Here is a 24,425-nt window from a genome sequence, read left to right as displayed (position 1 = left end):
GTTTCCGGTGACCGATGTGGCGGACAACCTGCTGTTCTGCGTCGACGGCTCAGTGTGGGCGGTGTGGCGAGTGCTGCCGCACGGGAGCGCCCGCTCCGCCGGCCGGCAACTACGCGAGCTCTATGACCGCACGGTCACGTTGATGAAGTCGCTGCGCGGCGAGGTGATGATCGCGTCGCTGTGCGAGCAGGTCCAGCCGCACGCGATCGTGCAACGCTGTCTCGACGGGATCGATCTGGACGCGAACCCGCACTGGGCGGAGACCGTCCACAACGCCTGGGACCAGCTCGAGCACCTCGACGTCCTCGGCCGCAGCTTCTGGCTCGCCAAACCCCTCACCGGACACGGCTGGAAAGACGCCGCCCAGGCGACAGCGCGCGCCACGGCCGCCGCGCTCGGCGAGCTGCTCGGCATACCCGCCCGGCCCGCGTCAGCCGCCGCGGTGGCGGCAGGGCGGGAACGAGCACGGGTGGCGGCTCAGGAGCTCGGTGGCGCGGTCCCGTTTCGGCCGGCGACGGAGGCGGAACTGCTGTGGTGGCTCGCCCGCGCCCCGGTCCGCGGGGTGAACGAACCCCAACTCGACCGGACCGACGCCGTCCACGACACCGGCATCGCCGTGCGACGGGGGAGCGGACGCGCCCGGCTGACGACGCTGCGCAGCTGCGTGTTCGACGAAGGCGGCCGCACTGACCCGCCCGAGGACCGGCAGGACTGGGGACCGCTCGGGCTGCTGAACCGGCGGTTCCTCAAATGCGTGACCCCGGGCGACAACGGTTTGGTCGCCAGCTACCAGGCCTTCCTCGTGCTGGCCGAGATGCCGCGTGCGTTCACCTTCCCCGGCCACGAGATCCTGGCCCGGCTGGCCGACATCGGGTTCGGCGTGGACTACGCGCTGCGGATCACCGCCCGCTCGAACGAGGACGCCCGCGCCGCCAACCGGCGCCGGACCCGGGACCTGATGAGCCAGAACGAGGAACACGCCGGCGACACCGCCGGCGTCCCGGCGGACGTGATCTCGGCGCAGGAGGAGATCCAGCACAAGAACGCCCGCCTCGGCGCCAGCTCCACCGAGATCGACCTCGAAGTCGGCGTCGTCGCATGCGTCTGGGGTGAGACCGCCCGCGATGCCGACGCCCGCGCCAAGGCACTGCGGCAGGCATTCCTGGGCGGGGAATACCGGTGGGAACGTCCGCTGGGCGGGCAGCGGCCGCTGTATCAGGCGCTGCTGCCGGGGAGCCGGACGCCGATGGTAGTGCGCGAATGCAGCCAGAACGTTCTGGCTACCGACGCCGCGATGCTCCTGCCGGTCTCGGCGACCGACTTCGGCGACCCCACCGGCGCGCTGTTCGGGCTGACCGTCGACGGCGGCGCCATCACCCCGTTCCTGCTCGACCCGACCTACGGCCCGACACACGACTCCTCCGGCGGGATCGCGGTCATCGGCGAGCTCGGCGCCGGCAAGTCGGTGATTTTGAAGAACGTCGCCGCGGTCGTACGGCTGATGCTCGACGGCCGGGTGATCGTCATCGACCGGACCCGAAGCCGGGAATGGGCGCCCGTCGCGGCCGCGCTGCCGGGGAACGCGCAGATCGTCGACATCATCGACCCGAGCCTCGACGATCGGGCCGCCGCGGCCGAACTGCGGCACTCCTGCGACCCGCTGCGGGTCTTCCGCACCGCCGGCAAGTCCAGCACCGGCATCGCCGAAACCTTCTTCGCCTCCTGGCTCGACCTGGAGTCCAACTCCGCCGAGCGGGATGCGCTTGGCCGCGGCCTCGACGCCGTCAGCGGCCACCGAGACGCCTCAAGTAATCGACTTGTCGACACACTGCGCAAGCACGGTGGACGCGACCCAGCGGCCCGCGCCCTGGCCGACCGACTCGAGCGGCTGCGGCGCGACCCGGTCACCCGCCCGATCTTCGACCCCGACCTCGCCCCGGTTGATCTGTTCGGTGCGGACATGGTGGTGTTCTGCACCAACGAGATCCCGCTGCCGAGCGCGCTGGAGATGAGCAACGAACGGATGGCCGCCCGCATCCCGCCGCGCAAGCTGTTCGGTCGCGCCTTGCACCTGCTCATCGCCGCGATCGCCAAGGAGATCTGCTTCACCCCGGGCCGGTGGGGCGAGTTCATCTGCGACGAGGCCTACAACGTCACCGGCACCCCCGAAGGCCAGCAGATCGCCCTGGAGTTCGTCCGCGACGGCCGCAAGCACGGCGCCGACGCCGCCTTCGGCTCGCACGCTCCGAGCGATCTCGGCGATGACGTCCTACGCGGCCTGATCGCGGTGCGATTTCTTGGCCGCCACCGCGACAACGGGCTGGCTCGCAACAGTCTGGCGTGGCTCGGCGTCGACCCCGCCGATGCTCGCTACCACGAGGTCGTCACCAAGGACCTCTCGCCGCTGAACCCAGCTGGTGGGGAAGAGGAACGCCGGCTCCGGGCGGGCGAGTTCCTCGTGCGAGATCACGCCGGCCGCGTCGGCAAGGTCAAGGTCATCACCCAGCCGTACCGCACCCTGCCGGAGGCCGTCCTGACCACCCCCACCGTCTCCCGAGGTCACCAGACCCATTGAAGTCTCTCGAAGGCTCGGCTCGACGAATCGCGCTAGTCGTCGTCGCTGACCGGGCCCGTTCGCCACATCGAGATCACGTAGCGCTCTGGCCCGGCAGATTCGTTGGCTGCCGTGTGGACGTCGGTGCTCGATCGGGCCCGCTCGTCGAGGATCTGCTGGCGGCGCTCTGCGCCCGCTTGGCGGCCTTCGTGCTCGACGATCAGAGAGTAGGCACCTGGCTCGACTTCGATGCCGATCGCGTCGCCGGTCGGTGAGCCGAGCGCGAGTTCCCCGCTCGGGCATTCGAGGTCGAGCACGGGACTGCGGTCGGTCGCATGTGACAGCTCGGGTGAGCCATTCCGGACGTCGACAGACACGGTAACGGACAGGATGTCTTGTGCACAGTCGATGAAGAGCTCGTAGCCACTCGACGCTGCGACCGCTCGACGTGCGTCGTCGATTGTGCTGGCGGAGTCCGGGGTCGCGTCGCAATCTTGGTCGCGTAGAGTGATCAATCGGTACGAAGGCACCGTGACCAGCTGGTACGTCGCAAGGGGGGCAACCTCGTCGTCGTGTGGCATGCAGTCGATTGTGTCGTGCCCGTGGTGGGACGGCACCCCGGCGGTGCCGTCCCACTCCTGAACTGCGGCTACGGCACCACGGTCACGGTGAACGGGTCATGATCGAGCACGCGGTTCGCGCCGTAGAACTTGCCGAGCTCCGTCCCGCCCTTGCCGTTGTCCGCGGCGGGGATGGGGCGGGCTGAACCGTGCCAGCTGCCCGGGTGGCCGTCGGTGGACACGCTCGAGCCTTCATAAGTCGATTTAAAGGGATACTCGTCGCATTCCATGTCGCCGGCCGTGTAGTTCGGGCCCCAGATGTCGGTGCATATCGCCACTGACGCCGTGTGATTGGAGTCGGCTCGGTCTTTGTCCATGAGCCGGTGCAATGGGTCGTCGGTTGTTTCGCCGGGTGCGTTCTTGCCGATTAAGGCGGGGAAGGTGCGTTCGGGATGATGGAGTGTGTCGTCGACGTGACGCGCTTCTTCGTCGTACCCGGCTCCGCTGAGGTGCAGTTCGAGCCTCGGCGCGTTGTCGGTGAAGACGGTTCCCTTGAATTTCCCGTTGCCGAGGGCGGCGTTCGCGCTGTCGAATCGAACACGGTTGATCGCCTGCGTGTCCTTGTAGAACGGGACGGTGTTCCCGTTCCGGTACTCGCCGGTAAAACCGACGGTCTCCATGAAGTCGACGATCTTGTAGGGGCCTGTGCCGACGTCGTCTGGCGACGTGATCGTGATCGTGTCCATCGTGGACTTGGTGTACCAGCCCCGGATCGTGTCTGTTCGCGACAGATTTGTGCTGCAGCTGACGTCGGAGGATCGGCAGTCGAAGCGGATGGTCAGGAAGGTGAGGTCGTCGGAGAGGGATGTGCTCTGGTGTACGTTCTCGACGCTGGTGACGTAGTCGACGCGCCGGCTGCCGTCATAGGCGAAAGCGAGGATCCAGAGCTCGAAGTCGAAGTAGCCGTAGTAGTTTCCGTTGGTGTCGTACAGGTTTACCTTCTCGGTGGAGTGGTAGCACTGCTCGAACCGGCTGCGGGCCCATCCCTGAACGCGGGCTGCTTCGGTTTGGTGCCGGCCGCAGTCGGTGCGAAGGTCGTCGGCCAAGGCTGCGGTGACCCGGGAAGGGGCGGTCGCGGCGTCGGCCGGCGCCGCTACCAGCGTGCCGCTGAGCGCGATGGCGGCAGCCGTGACTGCAAGCGCCCGGCGAGTTTGCTTCCAGGTCATGAGGCGTCGCGTCATCGTTTCCCCCGGTACTTCGCGTCGACGAAGGCTTGAGCTCGCAGCTCGAGCTCGTGGGCTTCAGCGGCATCGACGGTGGATTGAGCGGCTGCGTCGGTCCGCGCGGACGCGGCTCCGGGCCGGACGATCGGCTTGGTGACGTCCCACGACGTGACGTAGGGGTAGCTGGACCCCGGAGTTGTCCTGACGGCGGTGTCGAAGCGGAAGCAGTAGTTCGGGTCCGCGCCAGGAGCACAGTTGCCGGCCGGCGCCCTCGTCGAGGTGTTGGCTTGGGCGAAACGCTGGAACTGGTAGTTGCCGTTGAGGTACATCACCCGGTTGCTGGTCGTGCTGAGTCCCACAAGTCCAGACATGTCGACGAGCGACCAGCCGGTGACGAGGTGGTGCGAGGACGGCCCGGGCTGTGTACCGGTCGTTCCGACCAGCGCGAAGTCGTAGTAGATGTCCCACGTCGTGCAGTTGTCGCAGTGGGGCATGGCCATGAAGGTGTGCAGTCGGCTGTCGGACTGCGTCGTCGCGCTGCCGATCTTCTGGTACGAGTAGCCGGCGGTGTAGTCCACCCAGTAGGGCTGGAAGTCGGTCTGCGTGCCGATGTAGTGCATGTTCAGGCCGAAGCCGAAGGATTTCGTCATCGCTTCGTCGGTGAACATCTGGGTTTCGTTGTAGAAGTCGGCCGAACCGAAAGGTGGCGGGCCGCCGTATGAGGGAGTCGGGTACGCGAATGTCACGAACATCCCGTACATGTATTCGTCCTGGTCGCCGCACATTTGCGCGACTGCGTCCCGCGGTTGGCGCTGGCAGATGCTTGGACCCGCAGCATTCGCGGGTGCGGCATTCATGAGAAATTGCGTGATGGCAAGCAGGCAGAGTGCAGCCAGAGTTTTTGTTCTTCGTCGCATGAGCGTGTGAGTCCCCTCGAGTCTGAGCGCGCTCGTTCTGGCGTGCGCGCACAGCGGTTCACGATAGGGTGACACTCGATCGGGTGGCCAGTGCTGACCGGAGAATCAGTCGGCTAGCTCAAACCCGACGGTCAAAGTGCAACACCGAGTAGGCGTCAACGGTTAGTTGATCACCGTGTTGGCCTAGTGCGACGAGTAAATTGTGTGGTCAGGACCCTGCGCGGCCGCGCCGACGCCAGTCGAGGACCGCCAATGCAGCACAGATTGCGGCTGCCCCGCCGACGATGGTGCCGACAACCCTTTGGTGAGTTCGCGCATCACGGCACGCTTCGATTTGCTGATGCGCTTCCTCGGATACCAGCACCTGACTGGACGGTGCACCGCCGCCGAGGATGCCTTGGACATCGTCGGACCAGGAGAACGCGTCTCCGCAAGGAAGCGTCGTACCTGACGTCGAGATGCTGACGTCCACGGTCAGTGCCCAGCAGGCGACGACGGCAAGGATCGCGGCCGCAATGCCCAACCACAGACCCACGCGCATGGCAAGATCATATCTCTTCGCCGTCCCGCGCAGAGCCTTTCGCGGACTGCATGGAAGCGCGCCCGCCACGACCTGTCTGAAAGGACATGTTGTCGCGAGGAGGGCCGATGAGGCTGGCACTGGCTGTGGTATTCGCTGCCGCGATCACCTTGCTCGGGGCGGGCGCAGCCGAGGCGCAAACGTCTACGAATCCGTGCGAGCCGTATCCGACGTGCCTCTGGGTGCCTGGGAACCAGCCGACGCCGCCGAAGCCGGATCCGGACGCGCCGCCACTGCCCCTGCAAGACGACCCCGGGCACCACGTTCACCTCGGTGGCATCTTCAGCATCGACGACGGCTACGGCCGCGACCTGCACAACTACGACCTCTTCGCCAACCTACCGTCGCTGCTGGACAACCCGATGCCCGCGATCTGGCTGTGGCTGGGCAACATCGGGTTCGCCGTCGGCAAGTACGCGGTCGGGTTCTCGGTCTGGTTCACCGAATGGGCCGCCTCCACCCAGGTCTTCGACTGGATCAAAGCACCGGCCCGCGACCTCGAGGACATCTGGCAAACCTCGGTCATCGGCGCGCTGAAGCTCCGCGAGATCGCGCTGCTCATCGCCACCTGCTACCTCGGGCTCCTGTTCGCCCGCGGCCTCACCACTCGAGCGTGGCGGGAAACCGCGTCCACCATCGCGATCAACGTCCTCGCCATCGCGATCCTCACCCACCCCGTCGACGTCCTGATCGGCGACGACGGCGTGCTGTCCCTGTCCCGCGACATCGGCGCCGACGTCTCCAGCGTCATCATGGGCCAGGAACCCGGCGGAACCGGCAACCCGGCCGCGCCGATCGGCCAGGCGTTCCTCGACAACCTGCTGGTCACTCCGTGGGAGACGCTCAACTACGGCGCACCGATCAGCCGCGTCCAAGGCATCTCCGGCGCCTGCCAGTACTCGGTCAAGAAGGTCCTCGACGACGGACCGTGGTCGGGCAAGGACGACAGCACGAAGGCCCGGGAACTCGACGGCTGCCCCGGCGACTACGGCAAGTACAACGAGGTCGCCGACGGCGACCGCGCCCTCGGAGCCTGGCTGTACGCGATCGCGATGCTGCTGTTCGCGATCCTCGTGATCTGTTTGAACGCCGTCCAGGTTCTCGCCCCGTACCTGCTGCTGTTCGAAGGGCTGCTGCTCGCGCTGGCGTTGGTCGCCGCGCTGGTGCCCTCGATGCAGCACCAGCTCGCCTACCGGGTCAGCTCGATTGCTGCCACGATCGCCAGGCTCCTGGCCGGCATGGCCTTCCTCGCCGTCATGACCGTGCTGCTGCGGACACTCATGCTGGCCGACCTCGGCCCGCAGCTCGTCCGGTTCGCCGTCATCGACCTCGTCGTCTTCTCCGGCTTCCTGTTCCGTAAACGCCTCGCCGCGAACCTCCAGCGCGTCCGGGGCCAGGTCAGCTCCCGGCTGCAGCGCCTGGGCCGACCCCGGCACGCGCAGAAGGCGTTGCCGACCCCGGTCGTCCCCGCGGGCCCGGATCGGCTGGCCCGGACCGTCAAGACCGGGACGTCGGCGTTCGCGGAGACCTTTGCCCCGGTCGGGCGGCTGAAGGAGCGCCTGGTCACCGCGGGCCGCGCCGGCGGGCAGGCCGGCGGGAAGGCGCTCAAGTACACAGTCGGGGCGCCGGTCTCGTGGCCGCAAGCCGCTCAACGCGCGCAGACGGCGCTCACAGGGAAGGCTGAGGTCGCCAAAGCCGCATTGGCACGTCGCGCCGACGCTGCGAAGACCTACACGGCTGCCTACGCCGGCAACCTCGATACGGCGACGGGTGCAGTACCGGCGTGGCACGCGGCCACCACCGTGCTCGCCGCACTCAGCGACCGATCGGACCGGCAGAAGCCGAGCCCTTCGACGTACCGGGAGGCCGAGCTCACCGTGGCGAGGCCACCGGCCACCGGCCGGACACCGGAGTTCACGGGCACCGACCTCGCCGCCACAGCTCGCGACCGCGGGTTCCTTCCGAAGCCACCGGCGCGGCCGGCGGAGTCGACCCTGCCGCCGGCGATGCTGCCGCCAGCCGTTCCGTGGGCGCAGCGGTTGCGTGACCGGCTCGGCAACTCCGCAGGCCGACGATGAACCCGCTGATCGCCCTGCGGGCGGCCGAGATCGCGCGGGACCAGGTCTGTGAGCATCCAGGGCGCTGGGGGTGCCTGGCCGTGTTGCTGCTCTTCGGGCCGCCCGCGATCTGCGTCATGATCGTCGTCGTTCTGCTCACGACGCTCACCGGAGCCGGCGACACCAGTTCGGCCTCCGCTCCCGGCAACGGTGCGGTTGCCGACATCCCGCCCGACTACCTCGCCCTCTACCGCCAAGCCGCCCAGACCTGCCCAGGGCTCGACTGGTCGATCCTCGCCGCCATCGGCAAGGTCGAAACCGACCACGGCCGCTCCACGTTGCCCGGCGTGCACAGTGGTAGCAACAGCGCCGGAGCCGGCGGGCCGATGCAGTTCCTGCAGTCCACGTTCGACAGCGTCGTCGCCCGCCACCCGGTCCCGCCCGGCGGCGCGCACCCGCCGTCGCGGTACAACCCGCACGACGCGATTTACGCGGCCGCGGCCTATCTCTGCGACTCCGGCGCCCGCGACCGTCGTGACCTACACACCGCGATCTTCGCCTATAACCATGCCGAGTGGTATGTCCAGAAAGTACTGGCACAAGCCCAAACCTACGCGCTAGCCACGAGTCAGCAGGGCGACTGCACGTCGATGCGGGCACGTAGCCGTGCCTCGCAGGCCGCGATCAAGTTCGCCTGCGACCAACGCGGGCTGCCCTACGTCTGGGGCGGCAACGGCCCCGCTGGCGGAGACTCCGGCTTCGACTGCTCCGGCTTGACCAAGGCTGCCTTCGCTGCGGCCGGGATCGATCTGCCGAGGACCGCGCAAGAGCAGTACGGGGCCGGACCGCGAGTCCAGGCTCGAAACATCGAACCCGGGGATCTTGTGTTCTTTGGAACAGGACCCGCTCGTGTCACTCACGTCGGGCTCGCCATCTCCGCCACCGAGATGATCAACGCGCCCGACTTCGGCAAGCCGGTGCGCATCGACCCGATCGGCCGCAACCTCGTCGGTGTTACGCGCCCGGCAGGGAACTGAGTATGATTCGTTCAGTAATGTAGCCGGATCTGGATTCGCCAGATTTTCTGGAAGACGTGTTCTTTCCTGCCCGTCAGTACCGGCTGGCGCTGCTGCCGCGTCAGAACAGACTTCGAAGGTGGAGGCTGCCGCTCACCGAGCAGTTGCGAGCAAATCAAGGAATGACGCCAGGAGGGGCGAGCCGGGTGAGTTCTCCCGTGCGCTCGCGAAGGTAGACCTCGGTTGTCCTTGCAAAAGCCCACTCGACGACTTCCCGGAACGTCTCAGAGTCCAGATATTCGCCTGGCTCGACATCTGCACCCTTGCTCCAAGCGGCGGACCACGGCCGTCGATGTCCCGGCGCTATCAAGGTTACGCGGCCTGTGCCGAGTTCTGGCTTGAGCTGTTTCAGTGCCTCTTCCTGACGTTCGCGCCAGTCCGGCGGGAGTTGCCGCCGGACTGGCGCCATGATGTCGTCCGAGGTCTCTGTCAGATGCAGGTGTCCAGGCTTTCGCTCGTCGCTCATCTCGGAAGTATAGCGACTATCACGTCAACGTCACGTACGTCAGCGGGGTCAGAGTAAGGCTTCAGCGGCCGCCGAAATAATCAGCCGGCAGGTCGTTCGGCTGCGTGCCGTGGAACCGGTACAAGGGATCGTCGCCCAGGCTCCACATCACTGGGCTCTTCGCGTAGAGATAGTACGTTGTGTCGGGAATCTCGGGATATACGAAGCTCCACTGAATCTCGATCGACTTGCAGTCGTGGTCACCATTGTAGTTGGTGTAGCCATTGGGGTTCCAGAAGGTTGAGGTATTTGCCGCAACCGTGCCGACGTGACTGAATCCGTAGGCGTTCGGAATTGTAGTTCCCGTTTGGCCGCCGCACGCGTCAAGCGTGTTGCCCTCGAACGTCACTGAATCTGTGTTGAACGTGGCTCGGTAGGATACCGGTCTCACGTTTACCAAGCTGCCTGTCAAGGTGTACTCGGCGGCGTAGGACAACTGACCAATTACTTCGTCGACGGAGCCGAAATCGCTCCACATCTCGAAGTAGCCCTCGAAGTCATTGAGGACTGTCCAGCAGGCTGAGCCGTGCGTGATGTCGCCTGGCCAGCAGTGACGGTCCTTGTAGGGCGGAGGGTCCAGCGGACTGAATGCGGGCTTCTCGACCTGGCTGGGGATGACCCTCTGTGCTGCTGGGCACAGCCACACGCCGGTGCGTTCGGAGATGGGCAGGGAGCAAGTCTTCGGATCGAGGATGTGGTGAGCCGGAGAGACGGCACGATCCTCCGAAATCCGCATCGAAGCGTTCGATGTGCCAGTGATTGCGGATGTCAAAGCGATAGTCGTTGCGAAGAGTGATACCAGCAATCTTCGTGAGCGAATTGATCTAGGCACCTTGAACTATCCCCTCTTGTTGATCAACAAAACCCGAGCGTGGTTAGGCAGCAAACCCGTGAGCGGCTTTGACTGAAAAGTGCCAACATGGGCTTACCGAAGCTATCCACTTGCGGGTGCAAGGTCAACGGCGATTTCCTGAAAGGCTTAGTTGTCCAGCTGGGCTAGGCCAAATGGCTCTATCGCCGGCTTCGGAGCGTGCAAGGCCGGGAAGTTGGCAGTCGTCTCCGTTGCACGCGGCGATAGGGCATGCACTGAAGTCAGCACCCCTGCACCGCTACATGCACATGTCGGTTGTGAGCGCCCGCACGGGCGCGTCGGGCAGGGCTGCATGAAGGTGGCTGAGGACGGCCCTGTCTCATCGTGCAGTCGTTGGAGCGAGCGGGCTAAGGGGCAGGCATGACATCGTCCACGCGTAGCAAGAGCATCGTTGGCCTCTGCGTTGGCGGTACGTTCGCTGGCGCGGGCCGATGCCGTCTTCCCCGAGGTGGAGCCGCGATAACGAGTATGGCTCCGAATGCCGACATGTTCCCCGGCACGCATGGCCGCCAGGTCATGCTGGGACACAGTGCGCCGAAGGCGCTCCGTCTAGGCGACCTCGTCGCGAGTGGCGCGTTCTGGTGGGTGACCACCGCCGCGGTCGCGATCCTGATCGCGGTCTTCATCCTCCACCGACACCTTCGTTCCCACCACCTCCGCTCCCGTGTCCGGTTCGACCTCCTGCCGACCGCCGGCTTCGATCCGTCGCCGCAGGCGGTGCTCGCGTTCGCGCATCAGCTGGGGCGAGTGCGGCCGGTGCGCGGGTGGGTGCCGCGGTCGGTGGTCGGGGTGCGGGTTCGGTTCGGCACGGATCCGGAGTTCGGGAAGATGGTGATGAGTGTGGAGGGGCGCGAGTCGGTGACCGGCGTGCTCAACAAGCTCGTCTACCCCGACGTCGAGATCCGGCGGGCGACGTCCGAGGGTGAAGTGTCCTCCGTCGGCGGCGAGGGTGATCTCTCCTCACCGCCGACGGGACGACAGCGGTGATCTCTCCCCAGTGATCTGCTGGCCATCGCGGACAGCGTCAGGCGGCGGCCTTCTTACGCGGAGAGCGCTTTCGCGGCGTCGGCGTCGGAGCTGCCGCCTCGGCTACCTGGGCCTGCTCGTAGGCGGAAACCACCTCGGAGGACAGACGTCCCCGCTCGGAGACCTCGTACCCGTTCGCGTTGGCCCACGCGCGGATCTCTTGGTTGCGCTGGCGGTCGGACGCAGTGGGCGCCGTCGACTGGCCGGTCGCAGCGCGGACCCTGCGGCCGCCGATGCGGCGTCCGGCGCCGATGAACCTCGCGAGCGCGTCGCGCAGGGCGGCCGCGTTGTCGTCGGAGAGGTCGATCTCGTAGGTGACGCCGTCCAGGCCGAACTGCACGGTCTGGGTGGCGGCGCTGCCGTCGATGTCGTCGACGGTCTCGACGAGTACTTTCTGGGCCATTGAATGCTCCTCGGGGTGGGGGGCGCGACGAAGAACGTGAGCTGTGTCGCGTTGCACAATGCGCGACGTTCTTCGACTGAGTGTATCCACAGTGTCGCCGGAAAGGAAAATTCACCCCCTTCGTCGACTGCATCAAAACCGTCCGGCACTTCCCGTGACTGGTGGTGAGAACCGCCAATCTTGCCGTTCATGGGAGGAGAACCCGCCGTGCATCGTCAGCCCTCGTCATCGGACCTGCATGTGGCTCGCGCCGAGCTCGTGTTGGCGCGGCCTGGCCACCTTCCGTTGCGTGCCCTGCCGATCCGGCCGGACGATCCACTCCAGACGCTGGCGAACGCGCTCGGTGACGTCCGGACGGATCTCGGCGAATCGGTGCAAGTCTGTCTTGACCTCATCCCGCTGACGCCGGCGCGTATCCGGCACCTGGCTCGCCGTGCCGCGCCGCATTCCGGGGGTAACAGCATGAGGCCGTTCGGCGTAGTTACCGACCTCGTCGAGGAACTGCTGGGAGAATTTTTACCTATCGCGCGCTCGCAGGTCAGCGGGCGTCCACGAAATGCGACACCTTCCCCTCAACGGGTGACGAACAAGTTCGTGACTGACGAGCCGGTGTTCGCCATCCAGGCTTTGATCCGCTGTGTCTCGGAAATCTCCGGTCGTGCGCAGGCGCACCTGCGCAGCGTCATCGGGGCCTTCGACATCTTCCGCGGCGAGAACTACTGGCGGGTCCGAGGCCCGCGGATCTTCGGCTGGCACTTCGGCGCCGACACCGTGCTGGTGCGTCGCCGGTTCGACCGGCGGTTTCGGACCGGCCTGGCGACGCCACGGCCGGGATCGCTGGTGACGACCAGCGAGATCGCCGGCCTGCTGAAGCCGCCGTCCGGGCGCTGCCAGTCCCCGGCGATCGCGCGCAGCCGCGGGTGGGTGCTCCCCGCGCCTCGGGAGATTCCGACCTACCGGCCAGGGGCGGGGCTGGTGCGGCTCGGGTACGTCACCGACGTCAACGGCGACGAGCGCCTGGTCGGCGTGCCCCTGCGTGAGCTGCTGTTCTCCGCCCGCTTCGGCAAGGCCGGCTTCGGGAAGACCGAAGAAGCCTTGGCACAGGCGATCGAGATCGCCCGGTTCGGCGGCGGGGTCTGGTTCCTCGACCCGCACGCTGACGGCTGGAAACGCGCCAAACCGTACGTGTCTGATCCGGCGTTGCGGGCGCGGCTGTGGGAGGTCAACCTGGACGTTCGCGGCCGGGGCAAGCGGTTGCCCGGCTGGAACCCGCTGAGCATGCAGGGCTTCAGCGAGTCCGACATCGAGGACCGCGTCGACGCCGTCGTGACCTCGTTCGCGGCGGCGCTGGGCTGGGGTGACGCGGCGCCGCGGGCGAAGTCGATCCTCACCAAGGCCTGCGAGGCCCTCTGCTACCTCGCGATGCGGCTGCCGGCGGACTGTGCGCCGACGATCTTCCAGATCCCGACGCTGCTGGATGACGAGACCTGGCGCGAATCCGTCCTGCCAGCGCTGAAGCCGAGCGTGCACAGGTACTGGACCGACTCGTTCCCGAAGCTGGCTCCGGACGCGACGACGGTCGTCACCAACATCATCAACAGGCTGCGGACCAGTCCGACTCTCTCGGCGTTCCTCGGCTCCTCGGTGACGACCTACGACGTGCGGCGGGCGATGGACACCGGGCGGATCGTGTTCGTCTGCACGACCGGCACCGGGGAGACGAACAAGCTGATCACCTCGTTTATGATCTACGACCTGTTCCGTGCCGGCCGCTCCCGAGCCGACACTCCGGTCGAGAAGCGGCGCAGGTGCGACGCGTTCGTCGACGAGCTCGCCGCCGTCGACGGCGCCTCTCGCGGCTACCTCGCCGCGATCCTCGAGCAGCTGCGCAAGTACCAGGTCGCGCTGCACGCGATGAACCAGATGCCCGACCGCCTCGCCGCGGAGACCCGGCGGGCGCTGCTGCAGAACCAGTCGCTGCTGATGACTTCCGCCGCAGCCATCGACGGCGCCCGCACGGTCGCCCGCGAGTTCGGCGGCCTGGTGCAGCCGGCGACGGTGACCGAGCTGGAGCAGTTCCACCACGTCGTCACCGTCACCCTCGGCGGCCAGCGCACGACCCCGTTCAAGATCCGCGGCCTGCACGTCGACGACGAGTTCGCCGAGCACTTCCATCCCGAATGGAACGACGCCGTCGACGAAGCCCTCGACGCCAACCTCGCCCGCCGGCCGATCGGCGAGGTCCTCGACGAGCTCGAGGACCTGGACGACCGGATCCTCGCCGCCCTGCAGGCCGAGCAACCGGCGCCGCAGCCGCGACGCGGACGTCCGCCGACGCGGGGCAGCGGCGCCGGCATCGACCTGACTTCGAGCGTGGAGTGACCGCCGTGGACGTCTTCCAACGCGAGGCCTTGACCGTTTTGTACTGGCACCGGCTGGTGTCCACCGAGCAAGTCCGGCGTCTGGTGGCTCCGGCGCTGTCCCCGGTCACCGTCCGCGCGAAGCTCGCCGGCCTGCGCCGGGCCGGGCTGGCCGACCGGATCGTCCGAGAGCATCGGCCCCGCACCTGGCACGTCACCCCAGACGGGGCCGAAGCCGTCGAGGCTGGTGGGGAGGTCGATGCTCGCGCCTACCGGCTACCGGGTACCGCGGTCGCGCACCTGCTGCAGGAGCACACCCTCGACGTCGTCGAGACCGGTCTCGCGTTCGTCGAGACAGCTCGGAAGCGCGGCGACGAGTGCGGGCCGCTGTCATGGACGCCGGAGGTCGCGCACCAGTTCCGTGACCGGTCGGGTGATCGGCGCGGGGTGGTGATCGCCGACGCCGTCCTGCACTACGTGCTCGAGGAGGCTGGGCGCCGGACCCAGCGGACCCTGTTCGTCGAGCTGGACCGCGCGACCATGCCGGTCGCCCGCCTGGCCCGCAAGCTCGTCGGCTACATCCGCTACCACGACCACACCCCAGCCGGCTCGAGCCAACGGCTGGCCTGGCGGGAACGGTATCCCCGGTTCCCGCGGGTCCTGATCGTCTTGTCCGGCGCCGAGCCGCCGGTGCTCGAGCGCCGGCTCGCCGACCTGCGCGCCCACGCTCAGGCCATGCCCGTGGTGAGTACGGCCGCGGGCCGGGTCGACATGGTCGTGACGACGTTGCCTCGGCTCCGAGAGCACGGCCCGGTGAAGCCGGTGGCGATGCCGCTGCTCGGCGACCCGCGGCGGGTGACCGTCTTCGGCTGGCTGTCATGACCGAGGCGCCGACTGCGGTCGTGGCGCAGTTCGGGCTATCACCGCGGCTGCGGCAACGCCGGTTCGCGCTGCTGCCGCTGCGCGACGAAGGCACGCCCTTCACCGACCTGCAGGGCCGGCTGCCGGGCGACGCCACCACGCCGGCGGACCTCGCGGACCTGATCTCCTCGATCGCCAACGTCGGCGTGTTGCAACCGGTGCTGGTCGAGGAGGTCGACGCGGGCGACGGCTCGCATCCGGCGATGAAGCTGGCTGCGGGGGAGCGGCGGCTGCGCGCGTGCCGCTGGGGCGCGGTGCACCGGCCGGACAACCCGCACTTCGCCGCGCTGCCCGCGGTGGTCTGCCCGGGGCCGCTGTCGGATGAGGAACGGCGGATCTGGCAGCTGGTGGAAAACCTCGCCCGGGAGAGCCTGCGACCCGGGGAGCTTGCCGCCGCGCTGGTGCTCGACCGGTGCGCGGTCCTGCTGGGCAAGCTCCTTGCCGGCGGCCATGCGGTCCCGGCCGAGGTCTACGCGATCGACGACCCGATCGCCCGCTTTGCCGCGATGGAACGGATCCGCGGGACCGACAAACGCTGCGCCGCCCCGTGGGCCGAGGTCCTGACCCGGCTCGGCCTGCAGCTGAGCCCGCGCAAGGCCCGCGAGCTGGTGCGCGCGTTCGCGGAGATGCCGCGCGAGGTCGCCGAGGAGATGGACGAGGCCAAGGTGTCCCTGCACACCCGGATCCGGTTCGTCGAGCTGCGGCGCGGCCGGGAGCAAGCCGCCGCCGATATCTGGGCCGCGGTGAAGAGCACCGGCCGGACTCGGCTTCTGCCGTCCGCCCTCGCTGCCGCTAGCGCTGACGAGGAGCTGAGCGCGGAGCAAGCCCTGGTCAAGGCCGAGCGAGTTCAGGAGCAAGCCGACACCGCCCGTGCCGACAAGCTTCGCGCCAAGCCCGAGGCGCAGGTCGCCGACGTCGATGCCCGGCTCGTCGAGCGCGCCCTCGCCGCCCTGCGCCAGCTGCTTCTCGCGCTCGTCCAGGGTGCCGAGCTGGGGGAGCACGACCGCGGCTCGGTCGCGCTGCTGCTGGATCAGCTTCTCGACGTCATCCACAAGGGAGCAGCCGCATGAGCACCTTCCTCGGCATGCCCACCGCCCCGGCCGCGCGCTGCGACTGCCGCCGTTGCCCCTGGTACACCGACGCCGAGCCTGCGGTTGCGATCGCGCCGTTGTGCTCGGGCTGCAACTCTGACTGCGCGTACTGCGGCTGCGCCCGCACCGACTGCCGGGCGTGCCCGATCCGGTGCGGCTCCCGCACCGACATCGACGCCTGGATGCGCGACGTCGGCGGCACACTCGAGTTCGACGACCTCACCGTCACCACGCCGCTGCCGGCCTCGATGCCGGCGTTCGTCCCGCAGGTCGACGGTTCCAGCGTCGCCGAGCTCGACGCGGTTGTGCGGTGGCCGGCCTACGCGGTCGGGCTGCGGCGGGTGTTTTCTCCCCGCACCCACACCCTCTTCCCGCGCTGGACCGACGGCCGGACCGCCGCCGAGATCCTCGAAGTACTCCAGGACACCTTGACCATCCTGAGTGGATACGGCGAGGACCCGCTCGTCGAGGCGTTCTGGACCGCTCGGCACCGCGACGACCTGATCGCCCGGATCGCCGCTTTGCGGTTCGGGTTGGTGCTGGCGCCGAACTACTCGATCTACGGCAACTGGCCGCGCGCCGAGCACCTGATCAACATGCGCCGCTCGTTGATCATCGCCGCCGAGTTCGCCGCCGCCGGCATCCCGACCGTTCCGAATCTGTACTGGTACCGGCTCGAAGACCTGCGCCGCCTGGCCGACTGGGTACTCGAGACCGGGCCGGTGGCGGTCGCGGTCAACGTCCAGACCGTGCGGGAGACCACCAACTGGCAAAGCTGGACGTTGCCCGGCCTGCACTGGCTGGCCGAGAACCTCCCGCCGACGCTGGTCGTAATCTTGACCGGGTTGTCGCGGCGGGACCGGATCGAGGCCGCGCTCGAGCTGTTCGGTGACCGTCTCGTCGTGATCAGCCAGAACCCCGCGCAGTACGCCCTGCACGGCGCTGTCATGACCGCCGACGGCCGCCAAGACGTCCATGCCCGCATCCCCGACGCCTTCGCCCACTCGGTCCGCTACATGGCTTCTCTCTTCCCACACGAGACTGTCGTCGTCGGGGGAGGCAGCTGATGCGGCTGTGGGTCCTGCTGGGCTGGTCACCGGAGTACGGCGCCGCGGTCACCGCGGTCGCTGTCCTCGGCATCGACACCGGCGGCGAGACCACCGAGACCTTCGTCGAGTGGATCCCGCGCGAGCACGAAGCCGCCCGGCTCTGGCGGGAACGCCTCGCCGCCGCCCCGCAGGACGTCGTCGAGCGAATGGCGTTCTGGGCGGAGACGCTCGTCGCGTCCGCGGCGGAGGTCGAGCCGATCGTGCCGGACGCGACGCTCGAGACGGCGGTGCGGGCGCAGGTCGACGACATCCTCGGATCAGCGCGCTAGCCGGGGCGCCGCGATGGGGACCAACGCGAAGACCGACCACGCCGCCTACGCCGTCGCGCCGGCCGGCCCGAAGGCCTACGCGCCGATCGCCGGCGATGACGCGCTGCTGCAGCACTTCGCGGCGATCTGCGCGCACAGCGAGGAACCCGCCGATACCGCCGAGGAGAACCTCAAGCTCGTCGCCGGCATCGTGCAGGGCGGCATCGACCCCGACGACCCACACGGACCCCCGGCCCTCGACGTCCCCGACAACCCCGTCGAGGGCTACGGGCTGTTCTCCGCGGCGGTCGGTGCCGCGCTCGCTGCCGAGAGCCAGGTCTCCGACACCGCCGCCGGTCCCTACCACCAGCAGTTGCAGGTCCTCACGGCCGAGTACCTGGCCGGCCTGAGCCCGGACGAACTCGCCGAGATCGCCGCGGCGGCGGGGTTCGAGCATCCAGGGCTGGTCGGGATCGCCGGGCAGGCGCCGCATCCGCTGGCGGTGTGGCTGGACCCGTCCACACCGGCTGGCAGCGAAGCCAAGAAGAAGATCCAAGCGCTCGCCTACGCTCGGCACGCCGCGCTCTGTGCAGGCGAGACGGTCAACGGCAAGACGCTGACCGACTGGAACATCTCGCCGACTGCTGCGGCGCTACCGCCTGGGTTCGAGGGCTGGTCGGCCACCGCAGCTGACCTCGCTGAGGCGCAGACGGACTTCGACACCTTCGCCGCGATCGTCGCCAAACAAGGTTCCGCGACCTCGCCGGACAAGATCGCGACGCTGGTGCACTGGGAAAACCAGATCGCCACCGCCCAGAATTCCGCCCTGGCCGGCGACTTCAGCGCCGCTACCGCGGCAGCTCGCCACCAAGTCGACCACCTGCTCAGCACCGTCACCGCGGCCCAGCTGAGCACGGCGGTCACGACAGCGAAGCTCGACGGAAAGATCACCGACGAGCAGCTGCAGACGCTGGGCGCCCAACAGGTGCTGCAGCTGCTGCGGGCGTCGACGCCGGCTGGCGAGCGGGACGAGATCGGCGGGGTCGTCGCCGAGCGGTCGGCGCTGCTGGCCAATTCGAAGACCTGCGCGGGGCAAGTCTCCGCCGTTCTCGACGGGCCTCTCGATCCGGCGAAGGCCGGCGCGCTGGTTCAGCAGGTGCGCGCGATCGCCGAGGTCCACATGGCCGCCGCGAGCTGGAACACCCTCGATCCCGCACCGGTCCACCACGCCGCGCTGCAAGCCGGCCAGACGAAGGTGCTCGCCTGGGCGGACGAGCAGAAGGTCGCCGACCTCCGGAAGTTCGTCGTCGCCAGCGGCGTCGCGACTGCCGCGGAAGCCTCCGTCGCGACCAAGACGACGCTCGGGAAGCTTCTGCAGGGACACCTGAACGCGGCGGCGTCCGACGTTGGCGCGATCAAGACCACGCTGACGGCGAAGCAGCCGCCCGCGCCGAAACCCGTGGTCGCCTCGCCCACGGCGGGCAAGCCGCGCAGCCGCTTTGGGATGCAGCATGCGCAGCTCGTCGCCGCGCTGCAGCACGTCCAAGCCGCCCACGCCGCCGTACCCAAACCGCTCGATCCCGCGGCCGTCGCGGTCTGGGACTTCGGGACGGGGCAACCGGCGAACCTCGGCGGCACCCACCCCAAGACCCTCCACACCGGACCCGACGGCACGACCTGGATCGCCAAACGCGAGAGCAAACCCCACGCCGGCGCCATCACCCAAGCCGAAGCCGCCGCCTCACGACTGGCCGCGCGAGCAGGGCTCCCGGCCGTGCCGGTCTACGCGACCAAGGTCGGCGGCGACCCGGTGAGCGTGCAGCCTCTGCTGCCCGGGGCGAAGCCGATGTCGGGCACGCCGGCGAGCTGGTCGCAGGCCGACGTCGACGAGGTCGTCCGGCTGCACGTCACCAGCTGGGCTCTGGGCAACCACGACGCCCACCACGGCAACGTCCTGCGTACCCCCGCCGGCGGCCTGGTGCCGATCGACCAGGGCCAGGCGTTCAAGAACTTCGGCCGCGACAAGCTCGCCCTCGGCTACCGCCCGAGCACCACAGCGGTCTACCACCAGATCTACGACGCGCACCTCGCCGGGAAGCTCGGCAAGGGGGTGCAGGTCAACCCGGCCGTCGCGCACTCGGTCATCCGCCGGCTCGAGTCCGTCCCCGACGCCGAGTGGCGCGCCACCCTGCACACCACCGCCTACGCCGGCGCGAGCCAGGACGTGACGTGGGTGGCGCCGATGCGTACCCGGGCGGCGAAAACCCACGGCATCGCCGAATCCGCGGTCACCTCGAGCCAGATCGCCGAGTCCTTTCTGGACTACGCCGTCGAAAGAAAGAAGAACCTGCGCCGCGACTTCGTGAAGTTCTTCACCGACGAGGTCAAGATCTCGTCCGCCGTGGCCCTGCAGCACCTCGGCACGAGCTGATGGGCACCAACGCCAAAACCACCCACACCCCCTACGCCATCGCGCCATCCGACACCCTCTCCGAGAGCGAACCCGTCCCGGTCGACGACGTCCCGAAGCCCGTTCCCGCCGCCGACAAGCCACTCGAGGTCGAGCCGGGACAGTTGCCGGTCACCCCGATCCCGCTGACTCCCGATGTCGGCCACGCCTACGGGGAGCCGGTGCTGGTCGGTGGCGCTGACTTGCTCGCCTCCACCGCCACCCTGGTCAGCTACCACAGCAGCAGTGGCCCGCGGATCGTGCTGCATGCCCGCGTCGACGAGGACGCGGACGCCAAGCTGCTGGACGCGCTCAACATCAGCCCCGAGATGGTCCCGACGCAGGTCGAGCAGCAGATCACCGGCCGGCTCCCGGTCGACGAGCAGCACCATCTCGCGGAAAAGATCATCACCGCGGCCAAGAGCGTCAACCACCACATCACCAACGGCACTCTCGACGCGCAGACGACACCGCCGGCGACGACCGCGAAGAAGCTCGACGCGGCGGAGTCCGCGATCGCCGGGCTCGCGGCCGACCTCAGCGACTCTCCGGTGGAGCAAGCCATGCTCGACTACTACGTCGGCCGGCTCGAGGCCGTGCAGCACGCCGCCGCGACCGGAACCCCGATCGACCACGTCGCGCCGTTCCTGCACGAGGGCACCGCCCTGGTCACGGTGATGGTGCCCGCCTTGCCGCCTGAAGCGTCCAGCGAGACAGCGGTCGCGGTGCTGCGGGACGCGACCCGGATCAAGCCGAAGCTGGACACCACGACCGGACAGGCCAGCTGGGACGGCGCCCGCGCGACGAACGTCCTCGGCAAGGAGTACGCCATCGACCTCGGCGACGGGTTCCAGGCCGTCTACCGCCCCTACAGCGTCAACGACCCGGCGACGACCGAGTACTCGCTGCGCGGCCGACTCGAGGTCATCGCACCCGCAGGCGAGGGCCACGGTCCCGAGCTCGTCCGCCGCCTCGGGCAGCTGAACCTGGCCAACCGCCCCATGACCCGCGACGAAGGCGAGTACAGCTACCTGACCGCCAACGTCACCGCACAGAGTCTGGGCAAGCACGCCGAGGTCGCCGCGGCGCGGGTGACGGGAGAGCACCTCGAGGAGATGGTCCGGCAGGAGATCTTCTACGAACGCGCCCACGAGGCCGTCGGGATGACCGACTCACAGCTGGCCACCTTCGCCAAGACCATCCAGCTCGAAGCCCACACCCGCGCCCTGCCGGCGAAGGTGCAGGTCCTGCGCGACGCGGTAGCCAAGGCCGCCGGCTTCGCCGACGGTGCCGCGCTGGCCGGCAGCCCCGGCTACGATCCGGCGCCGCAGCGCTCGGCCGGTTGGCTGACGTGGAGCCGGTTCGATGTCGGCAACTCGCTTCCGAAGCTCAGCAGCGCCGCCGGGGGTCGGTCGCTGGTGCACAAGACGTCGGCGGCCGGGCTGAAGGCGATGCTGGCCACCGGGGTGCTGGCCTCGACCGAGCGCCGCACGACGATGGGCACGCACCAGGGCATCGGCATGAGCGAAGGGGAGGACAAGCTCAGCGGTGGGGCGAGCTCGGTGTTCCTGCGGGTCCGTAAGACCTCGTCGCTTGGCTCGGAGCCGAGCTTGGTGTGGGACCAACCCGAGCGGCTGCTCGCCCGCGCCGACTACTACGGCGCCAACGCCGACACCTTCGGCGCGATCAACCCGGCCGGCAGCCACTCGATATCGAAGGCCACCCGCGACCCGTTCAAGATCGCGACATTCACCAGCGCAAGCAACGAAGTCATGTTCGCCGACGGCATCGACCTGCTCGGTCTCCAGGGCCCGGGCCGGATTATCTGCGGCAGCGTGGCTCAACGGGACGAGATCCGAACGATGCTGCTGGCCAAGGGCGTCACCGCGATCGCCGGCAAACCGATCGAGGAGGTTGTGACCGTATGACCGACCAGCACCGGCTGTCTCCAGCCCAGCTCATCGCCTGCTTGCACGACCTGCTCGCCGGCCGCGGTGACGATGTCGGGGACGACTTGCCCGGCGCGGAGCTCGTGGTGTTCGACGAGGACCGTGAAGTGTTCCGAGCTGCCCTCGCCCGCCACGCACGACTGGACGACGACGACCCTGACGTCGTCTGGATCCGACCGATCGTCACTGCGCCCGGCTTGGACTCAGGCCTGCCAGCCTTCGACCTTGCGATCGTCCGCCGTCGGGCCCTGCACGTCGCCGCGGCCAGGCAGGACGGGCGCCGGCTGGCTCTCGACCTCGCTACCGGGCAGCGTGCCCACGTCCAGCCTTCGCGCGGTCCTCAGCTGGCGGTGCTGCAGGACTTCGACACCTGGATGACCACCCTGACCGCCGCACAGCGCGCCGAGATCGACGCCGTCGACCACGACTAAGCCGAGTTGCGGTCTTGCTCGCGGCGGTCGTGGTCGACAGCGTGCGTGCTTGCCGATGTCTCGGCGACGGTTTTGCGAGACGCGAACGCGTTTCTATCGTGATAGCCGACCACGTCCCTGCGCGGATCGCGAGGTGTGACGGACGAGTAATTCGTACCGAGGGTTGCAAACCCAGGGCGTGAGAGCGGTTGCTGTGCGTCTCGCCCGCCATCGCGGCCCTTACGCTCGACTGAGCTGCTCGTTGTCGAGACGCCGGACCCGATGATCCCGACACGGGCGTCAGAAGTGCGGGTCCAGGCCGCTGCCCCAGTTGTAGTAGCCAGCCGAGCGGAGCTTGAAGTAGCACCCGATGTGATAGGAGGCACCGCCTCCGATCAACGTGAGGTAGCTGTCGAGCTTGTAATAGCCGCGTACGAAATCCCCCGGCACGAGCTGCTCGTCCCAGAGGTAGTTGCCTTCGATGATGCGCCCGGTATAGGTCTCGCAGGTTGAGACGGGCACGGCGGCCGGATCAACATACGGGTACCAGCCGTAGCCCTTTGGGTCGTTCTTGAGATAGATCGTGCGGCTTACATAAGCAGGGTCGCCCCCAACCCGGGGATCGTCGGTGAGCCACTGGTTTCTGATGTTGAGCACGGTCGGGTAGTCGGCGTACGCCGTACCCGACGAGATAGGGAGCAATGCAGTGATGGCTGCCATGATGAACAGGCTGAACCTCTTGCGCATGACACCTCCTGGATTGACGTTCACAAGGTGACTCGGCGGCGCGTGAGTTACCGTTACTTTGCCCTGCTCCCGTCTGTCGGATGCGCGCACTGCTTGCGAAGCCCGCGGGCGGGGATAGCTGCTGCCAGCGACTCGTGACACCACCCTTCCGGATGCCATCGAGCCCGAGTGGGTTCGGGATTGGCATCTGCGATCGCGGTGGCGGGCGATGGCGCGTCGAGTCAGCAGCGGCGATTCGTGCTGGCGTCCCGCAACACATCCAGCAGCCCCCGCGTCGATGCGTCGACAAGGCCAACAAAGCCTCGTTCTAAGGCGATCAATGAATCGACTGTCAGGACGGGGACCCGTGTCTTCAGCGACGTCGGGAGGTGAAGCGCATGCTGAACGTCGGCGGGCAGGTACCGCAGCTAAAGCTGGTGGAGTGGGTCGTCGAGCACCATGAGGCGCACGGCCACCTGCTCATTCACGGTGCGACGCTCGACGAGATCGTCACCCGGGCAGGGGCGGCGCTCGCCAGCCAGGTTGCAGTCACGCCCGGCGGTGTCCGGCTGAAGATTGTCCATGCCGGGTGGTGGCGCGCCGAGCCGTGCCGGTGCTCCCGGTCGCTGGCCAGCTCGAACCATCCTGGTTGGCACTACTACCGAGCAGTCGCGGGTGATGTCGGTGCGTGGCGGGGTGCGGAAGTCCGCCTCGTGCTCAGCCCGTGCCGCCGAGGCGGCCACCGGTGAGCCTGGCGCTGCGGCTGGCCGCGGGTCTCGGTGCCGGGATCGTCTGCAGCCCCGCCGCCGTCCTCTTCCTGCGCTGGACCGCGACGAAGCTCCCGACTTGGCGGTGCGCCACGACCGTGGTCGTTCTGACCGGGGGAGCGGGCGCGGCGGTGGCGCTGTGGGAGCCGACCTCGGTCGGCGCGGGCGTTGCTTTCCTGCTGCTCGGCGTGCCGATCGCCGTGATCGACGCGGTCGAGCATCGGATCCCGGACCGGCTCAGCCTGCCTCTCGCCGCGCTGACCGTGACGGTGCTGGTCATCGGCTCGCCCGCCGAGTGGGCCCGCATCGTCGCCGGGGGCGGGCTCTGCTTCGCCGTGCTTCTGCTGTCGTACGTGCTGAGCGGACAACCGGGGCCAGGTGACGTCAAGCTGGCCGTCAGCGTCGGCGCTCTGCTCGGCCGACTGGGCTGGAGCTGGCTGCTCGGCGGCCTCGTCGCGACGTACCTGCTGACGGCGCTGGCCGGTCTCGTCGGCGTCGCCGTGGGCCGGTACCGGGTTTGGGACGGTCAGGTGCCGATGGGCCCGGCGATGGTCGCGGTGGCGTTCGCGGCCGGCACGCTGGCCTCGCCGTGCATCAACGCGTCATGACCCTGGCCATGTCTC

General features: G+C 68.3%; 22 protein-coding genes. 14 read left to right on the top strand and 8 right to left on the bottom strand.

What is annotated here, in order from left to right; genetic code table 11:
- Positions 1-7: 7 nt before the first annotated feature.
- Complete coding sequence (locus ACZ4TR_RS19100; protein ID WP_465288268.1) at positions 8-2,575, top strand: ATP-binding protein; 2,568 nt, start codon at positions 8-10, stop codon at positions 2,573-2,575.
- 32 nt (positions 2,576-2,607) lie between these two features.
- Here the strand turns inward: ACZ4TR_RS19100 and ACZ4TR_RS19095 are convergent, their stop codons facing one another.
- The 4 genes from ACZ4TR_RS19095 to ACZ4TR_RS19080 all read right to left on the bottom strand — a co-directional run bounded on the left by ACZ4TR_RS19095 (position 2,608) and on the right by ACZ4TR_RS19080 (position 5,795).
- Positions 2,608-3,135 carry a hypothetical protein gene (locus tag ACZ4TR_RS19095; protein ID WP_465288267.1) on the bottom strand — a complete coding sequence of 176 codons (528 nt, stop codon included), beginning with the start codon at positions 3,133-3,135 and terminating at the stop codon, positions 2,608-2,610.
- A gap of 68 nt (positions 3,136-3,203) precedes the next feature.
- Positions 3,204-4,340 carry a NucA/NucB deoxyribonuclease domain-containing protein gene (locus ACZ4TR_RS19090; RefSeq protein ID WP_465288266.1) on the bottom strand — a complete coding sequence of 379 codons (1,137 nt, stop codon included), beginning with the start codon at positions 4,338-4,340 and terminating at the stop codon, positions 3,204-3,206.
- A gap of 11 nt (positions 4,341-4,351) precedes the next feature.
- Positions 4,352-5,254: a hypothetical protein gene (locus tag ACZ4TR_RS19085; RefSeq protein WP_465288265.1), complete on the bottom strand. Its 903-nt coding sequence runs from the start codon at positions 5,252-5,254 to the stop codon at positions 4,352-4,354.
- Positions 5,255-5,462: 208 nt separating this feature from the next.
- Complete coding sequence (locus tag ACZ4TR_RS19080) at positions 5,463-5,795, bottom strand: hypothetical protein (protein WP_465288264.1); 333 nt, start codon at positions 5,793-5,795, stop codon at positions 5,463-5,465.
- 221 nt (positions 5,796-6,016) lie between these two features.
- Here ACZ4TR_RS19080 and ACZ4TR_RS19075 point away from each other — a divergent pair, with 221 nt between their 5' ends.
- On the top strand, positions 6,017-7,912 hold the full coding sequence (locus tag ACZ4TR_RS19075; protein ID WP_465288263.1) for a hypothetical protein: 1,896 nt from the start codon (positions 6,017-6,019) through the stop codon (positions 7,910-7,912).
- Positions 7,909-8,928, top strand: coding sequence for a C40 family peptidase (locus ACZ4TR_RS19070; protein ID WP_465288262.1), 1,020 nt, complete (start codon positions 7,909-7,911; stop codon positions 8,926-8,928). The genes ACZ4TR_RS19075 and ACZ4TR_RS19070 overlap by 4 nt, the downstream gene beginning before the upstream one ends.
- A gap of 154 nt (positions 8,929-9,082) precedes the next feature.
- Here the strand turns inward: ACZ4TR_RS19070 and ACZ4TR_RS19065 are convergent, their stop codons facing one another.
- Positions 9,083-9,433: a hypothetical protein gene (locus ACZ4TR_RS19065; protein ID WP_465288261.1), complete on the bottom strand. Its 351-nt coding sequence runs from the start codon at positions 9,431-9,433 to the stop codon at positions 9,083-9,085.
- Positions 9,434-9,494: 61 nt separating this feature from the next.
- Positions 9,495-10,208 carry a hypothetical protein gene (locus ACZ4TR_RS19060; RefSeq protein WP_465288260.1) on the bottom strand — a complete coding sequence of 238 codons (714 nt, stop codon included), beginning with the start codon at positions 10,206-10,208 and terminating at the stop codon, positions 9,495-9,497.
- 603 nt (positions 10,209-10,811) lie between these two features.
- Here ACZ4TR_RS19060 and ACZ4TR_RS19055 point away from each other — a divergent pair.
- Entirely contained in the window at positions 10,812-11,330 is a 519-nt protein-coding gene (locus tag ACZ4TR_RS19055; RefSeq protein WP_465288259.1) for a hypothetical protein, read from the top strand.
- Positions 11,331-11,367: 37 nt separating this feature from the next.
- Here the strand turns inward: ACZ4TR_RS19055 and ACZ4TR_RS19050 are convergent, their stop codons facing one another.
- Positions 11,368-11,772, bottom strand: coding sequence for a histone-like nucleoid-structuring protein Lsr2 (locus tag ACZ4TR_RS19050; protein ID WP_465288258.1), 405 nt, complete (start codon positions 11,770-11,772; stop codon positions 11,368-11,370).
- Between the two features lie 579 nt (positions 11,773-12,351).
- On the opposite strand from ACZ4TR_RS19050, the gene ACZ4TR_RS19045 reads away from it, so the two are divergent.
- The 8 genes from ACZ4TR_RS19045 to ACZ4TR_RS19010 are packed head-to-tail and all read left to right on the top strand — an operon-like array spanning position 12,352 to position 22,330.
- Positions 12,352-14,154: a type IV secretory system conjugative DNA transfer family protein gene (locus tag ACZ4TR_RS19045; RefSeq protein ID WP_465288257.1), complete on the top strand. Its 1,803-nt coding sequence runs from the start codon at positions 12,352-12,354 to the stop codon at positions 14,152-14,154.
- A gap of 5 nt (positions 14,155-14,159) precedes the next feature.
- The gene (locus ACZ4TR_RS19040) at positions 14,160-15,014 is read left to right on the top strand and encodes a replication-relaxation family protein (RefSeq protein ID WP_465288256.1); all 855 of its coding nucleotides are present in this window, start codon (positions 14,160-14,162) and stop codon (positions 15,012-15,014) included.
- Positions 15,011-16,123, top strand: coding sequence for a ParB/RepB/Spo0J family partition protein (locus ACZ4TR_RS19035; RefSeq protein WP_465288255.1), 1,113 nt, complete (start codon positions 15,011-15,013; stop codon positions 16,121-16,123). Before ACZ4TR_RS19040 ends, ACZ4TR_RS19035 begins: the two co-directional genes overlap by 4 nt.
- A complete protein-coding gene (locus tag ACZ4TR_RS19030) occupies positions 16,120-17,211 on the top strand; it encodes a DUF4417 domain-containing protein (RefSeq protein ID WP_465288253.1) in 1,092 nt (363 codons plus the stop codon). Before ACZ4TR_RS19035 ends, ACZ4TR_RS19030 begins: the two co-directional genes overlap by 4 nt.
- Entirely contained in the window at positions 17,211-17,522 is a 312-nt protein-coding gene (locus tag ACZ4TR_RS19025) for a hypothetical protein (RefSeq protein WP_465288252.1), read from the top strand. Before ACZ4TR_RS19030 ends, ACZ4TR_RS19025 begins: the two co-directional genes overlap by 1 nt.
- 13 nt (positions 17,523-17,535) lie before the next feature.
- Entirely contained in the window at positions 17,536-19,932 is a 2,397-nt protein-coding gene (locus ACZ4TR_RS19020; protein ID WP_465288251.1) for a hypothetical protein, read from the top strand.
- On the top strand, positions 19,932-21,878 hold the full coding sequence (locus ACZ4TR_RS19015; RefSeq protein ID WP_465288249.1) for a hypothetical protein: 1,947 nt from the start codon (positions 19,932-19,934) through the stop codon (positions 21,876-21,878). The genes ACZ4TR_RS19020 and ACZ4TR_RS19015 overlap by 1 nt, the downstream gene beginning before the upstream one ends.
- On the top strand, positions 21,875-22,330 hold the full coding sequence (locus ACZ4TR_RS19010; RefSeq protein WP_465288248.1) for a hypothetical protein: 456 nt from the start codon (positions 21,875-21,877) through the stop codon (positions 22,328-22,330). Before ACZ4TR_RS19015 ends, ACZ4TR_RS19010 begins: the two co-directional genes overlap by 4 nt.
- A 279-nt stretch (positions 22,331-22,609) precedes the next feature.
- Here the strand turns inward: ACZ4TR_RS19010 and ACZ4TR_RS19005 are convergent, their stop codons facing one another.
- Positions 22,610-23,056, bottom strand: coding sequence for a hypothetical protein (locus ACZ4TR_RS19005; protein ID WP_465288247.1), 447 nt, complete (start codon positions 23,054-23,056; stop codon positions 22,610-22,612).
- A gap of 377 nt (positions 23,057-23,433) precedes the next feature.
- Between ACZ4TR_RS19005 and ACZ4TR_RS19000 the strand changes: the two genes are divergently transcribed.
- Both ACZ4TR_RS19000 and ACZ4TR_RS18995 read left to right on the top strand, forming a co-directional pair.
- On the top strand, positions 23,434-23,784 hold the full coding sequence (locus ACZ4TR_RS19000; RefSeq protein ID WP_465288246.1) for a hypothetical protein: 351 nt from the start codon (positions 23,434-23,436) through the stop codon (positions 23,782-23,784).
- Positions 23,781-24,410 (top strand): prepilin peptidase, encoded by a 630-nt coding sequence (locus ACZ4TR_RS18995; protein WP_465288245.1) that lies wholly within the window; start codon positions 23,781-23,783, stop codon positions 24,408-24,410. Before ACZ4TR_RS19000 ends, ACZ4TR_RS18995 begins: the two co-directional genes overlap by 4 nt.
- The last annotated feature ends 15 nt before the right edge of the window (positions 24,411-24,425 follow it).

The sequence above is a fragment of the Amycolatopsis sp. NPDC028719 genome, from assembly GCF_055565395.1.
Note: the sequence above shows the minus strand (reverse complement) of the source record. Positions and strands in the feature narration are given on the sequence as shown.

What these genes read in the sequence shown, in the direction of transcription:
- ACZ4TR_RS19095 (WP_465288267.1), bottom strand. Translation starts at nt 3,135, where the DNA reads ATGCCACACGACGACGAGGTTGCCCCCCTTGCGACGTACCAGCTGGTC.
- ACZ4TR_RS19090 (WP_465288266.1), bottom strand. Translation starts at nt 4,340, where the DNA reads ATGACCTGGAAGCAAACTCGCCGGGCGCTTGCAGTCACGGCTGCCGCC.
- ACZ4TR_RS19085 (WP_465288265.1), bottom strand. Translation starts at nt 5,254, where the DNA reads ATGCGACGAAGAACAAAAACTCTGGCTGCACTCTGCCTGCTTGCCATC.
- ACZ4TR_RS19080 (WP_465288264.1), bottom strand. Translation starts at nt 5,795, where the DNA reads ATGCGCGTGGGTCTGTGGTTGGGCATTGCGGCCGCGATCCTTGCCGTC.
- ACZ4TR_RS19070 (WP_465288262.1), top strand. Translation starts at nt 7,909, where the DNA reads ATGAACCCGCTGATCGCCCTGCGGGCGGCCGAGATCGCGCGGGACCAG.
- ACZ4TR_RS19065 (WP_465288261.1), bottom strand. Translation starts at nt 9,433, where the DNA reads ATGAGCGACGAGCGAAAGCCTGGACACCTGCATCTGACAGAGACCTCG.
- ACZ4TR_RS19060 (WP_465288260.1), bottom strand. Translation starts at nt 10,208, where the DNA reads ATGCGGATTTCGGAGGATCGTGCCGTCTCTCCGGCTCACCACATCCTC.
- ACZ4TR_RS19055 (WP_465288259.1), top strand. Translation starts at nt 10,812, where the DNA reads ATGGCTCCGAATGCCGACATGTTCCCCGGCACGCATGGCCGCCAGGTC.
- ACZ4TR_RS19050 (WP_465288258.1), bottom strand. Translation starts at nt 11,772, where the DNA reads ATGGCCCAGAAAGTACTCGTCGAGACCGTCGACGACATCGACGGCAGC.
- ACZ4TR_RS19035 (WP_465288255.1), top strand. Translation starts at nt 15,011, where the DNA reads ATGACCGAGGCGCCGACTGCGGTCGTGGCGCAGTTCGGGCTATCACCG.
- ACZ4TR_RS19030 (WP_465288253.1), top strand. Translation starts at nt 16,120, where the DNA reads ATGAGCACCTTCCTCGGCATGCCCACCGCCCCGGCCGCGCGCTGCGAC.
- ACZ4TR_RS19025 (WP_465288252.1), top strand. Translation starts at nt 17,211, where the DNA reads ATGCGGCTGTGGGTCCTGCTGGGCTGGTCACCGGAGTACGGCGCCGCG.
- ACZ4TR_RS19020 (WP_465288251.1), top strand. Translation starts at nt 17,536, where the DNA reads ATGGGGACCAACGCGAAGACCGACCACGCCGCCTACGCCGTCGCGCCG.
- ACZ4TR_RS19015 (WP_465288249.1), top strand. Translation starts at nt 19,932, where the DNA reads ATGGGCACCAACGCCAAAACCACCCACACCCCCTACGCCATCGCGCCA.
- ACZ4TR_RS19010 (WP_465288248.1), top strand. Translation starts at nt 21,875, where the DNA reads ATGACCGACCAGCACCGGCTGTCTCCAGCCCAGCTCATCGCCTGCTTG.
- ACZ4TR_RS19005 (WP_465288247.1), bottom strand. Translation starts at nt 23,056, where the DNA reads ATGCGCAAGAGGTTCAGCCTGTTCATCATGGCAGCCATCACTGCATTG.
- ACZ4TR_RS19000 (WP_465288246.1), top strand. Translation starts at nt 23,434, where the DNA reads ATGCTGAACGTCGGCGGGCAGGTACCGCAGCTAAAGCTGGTGGAGTGG.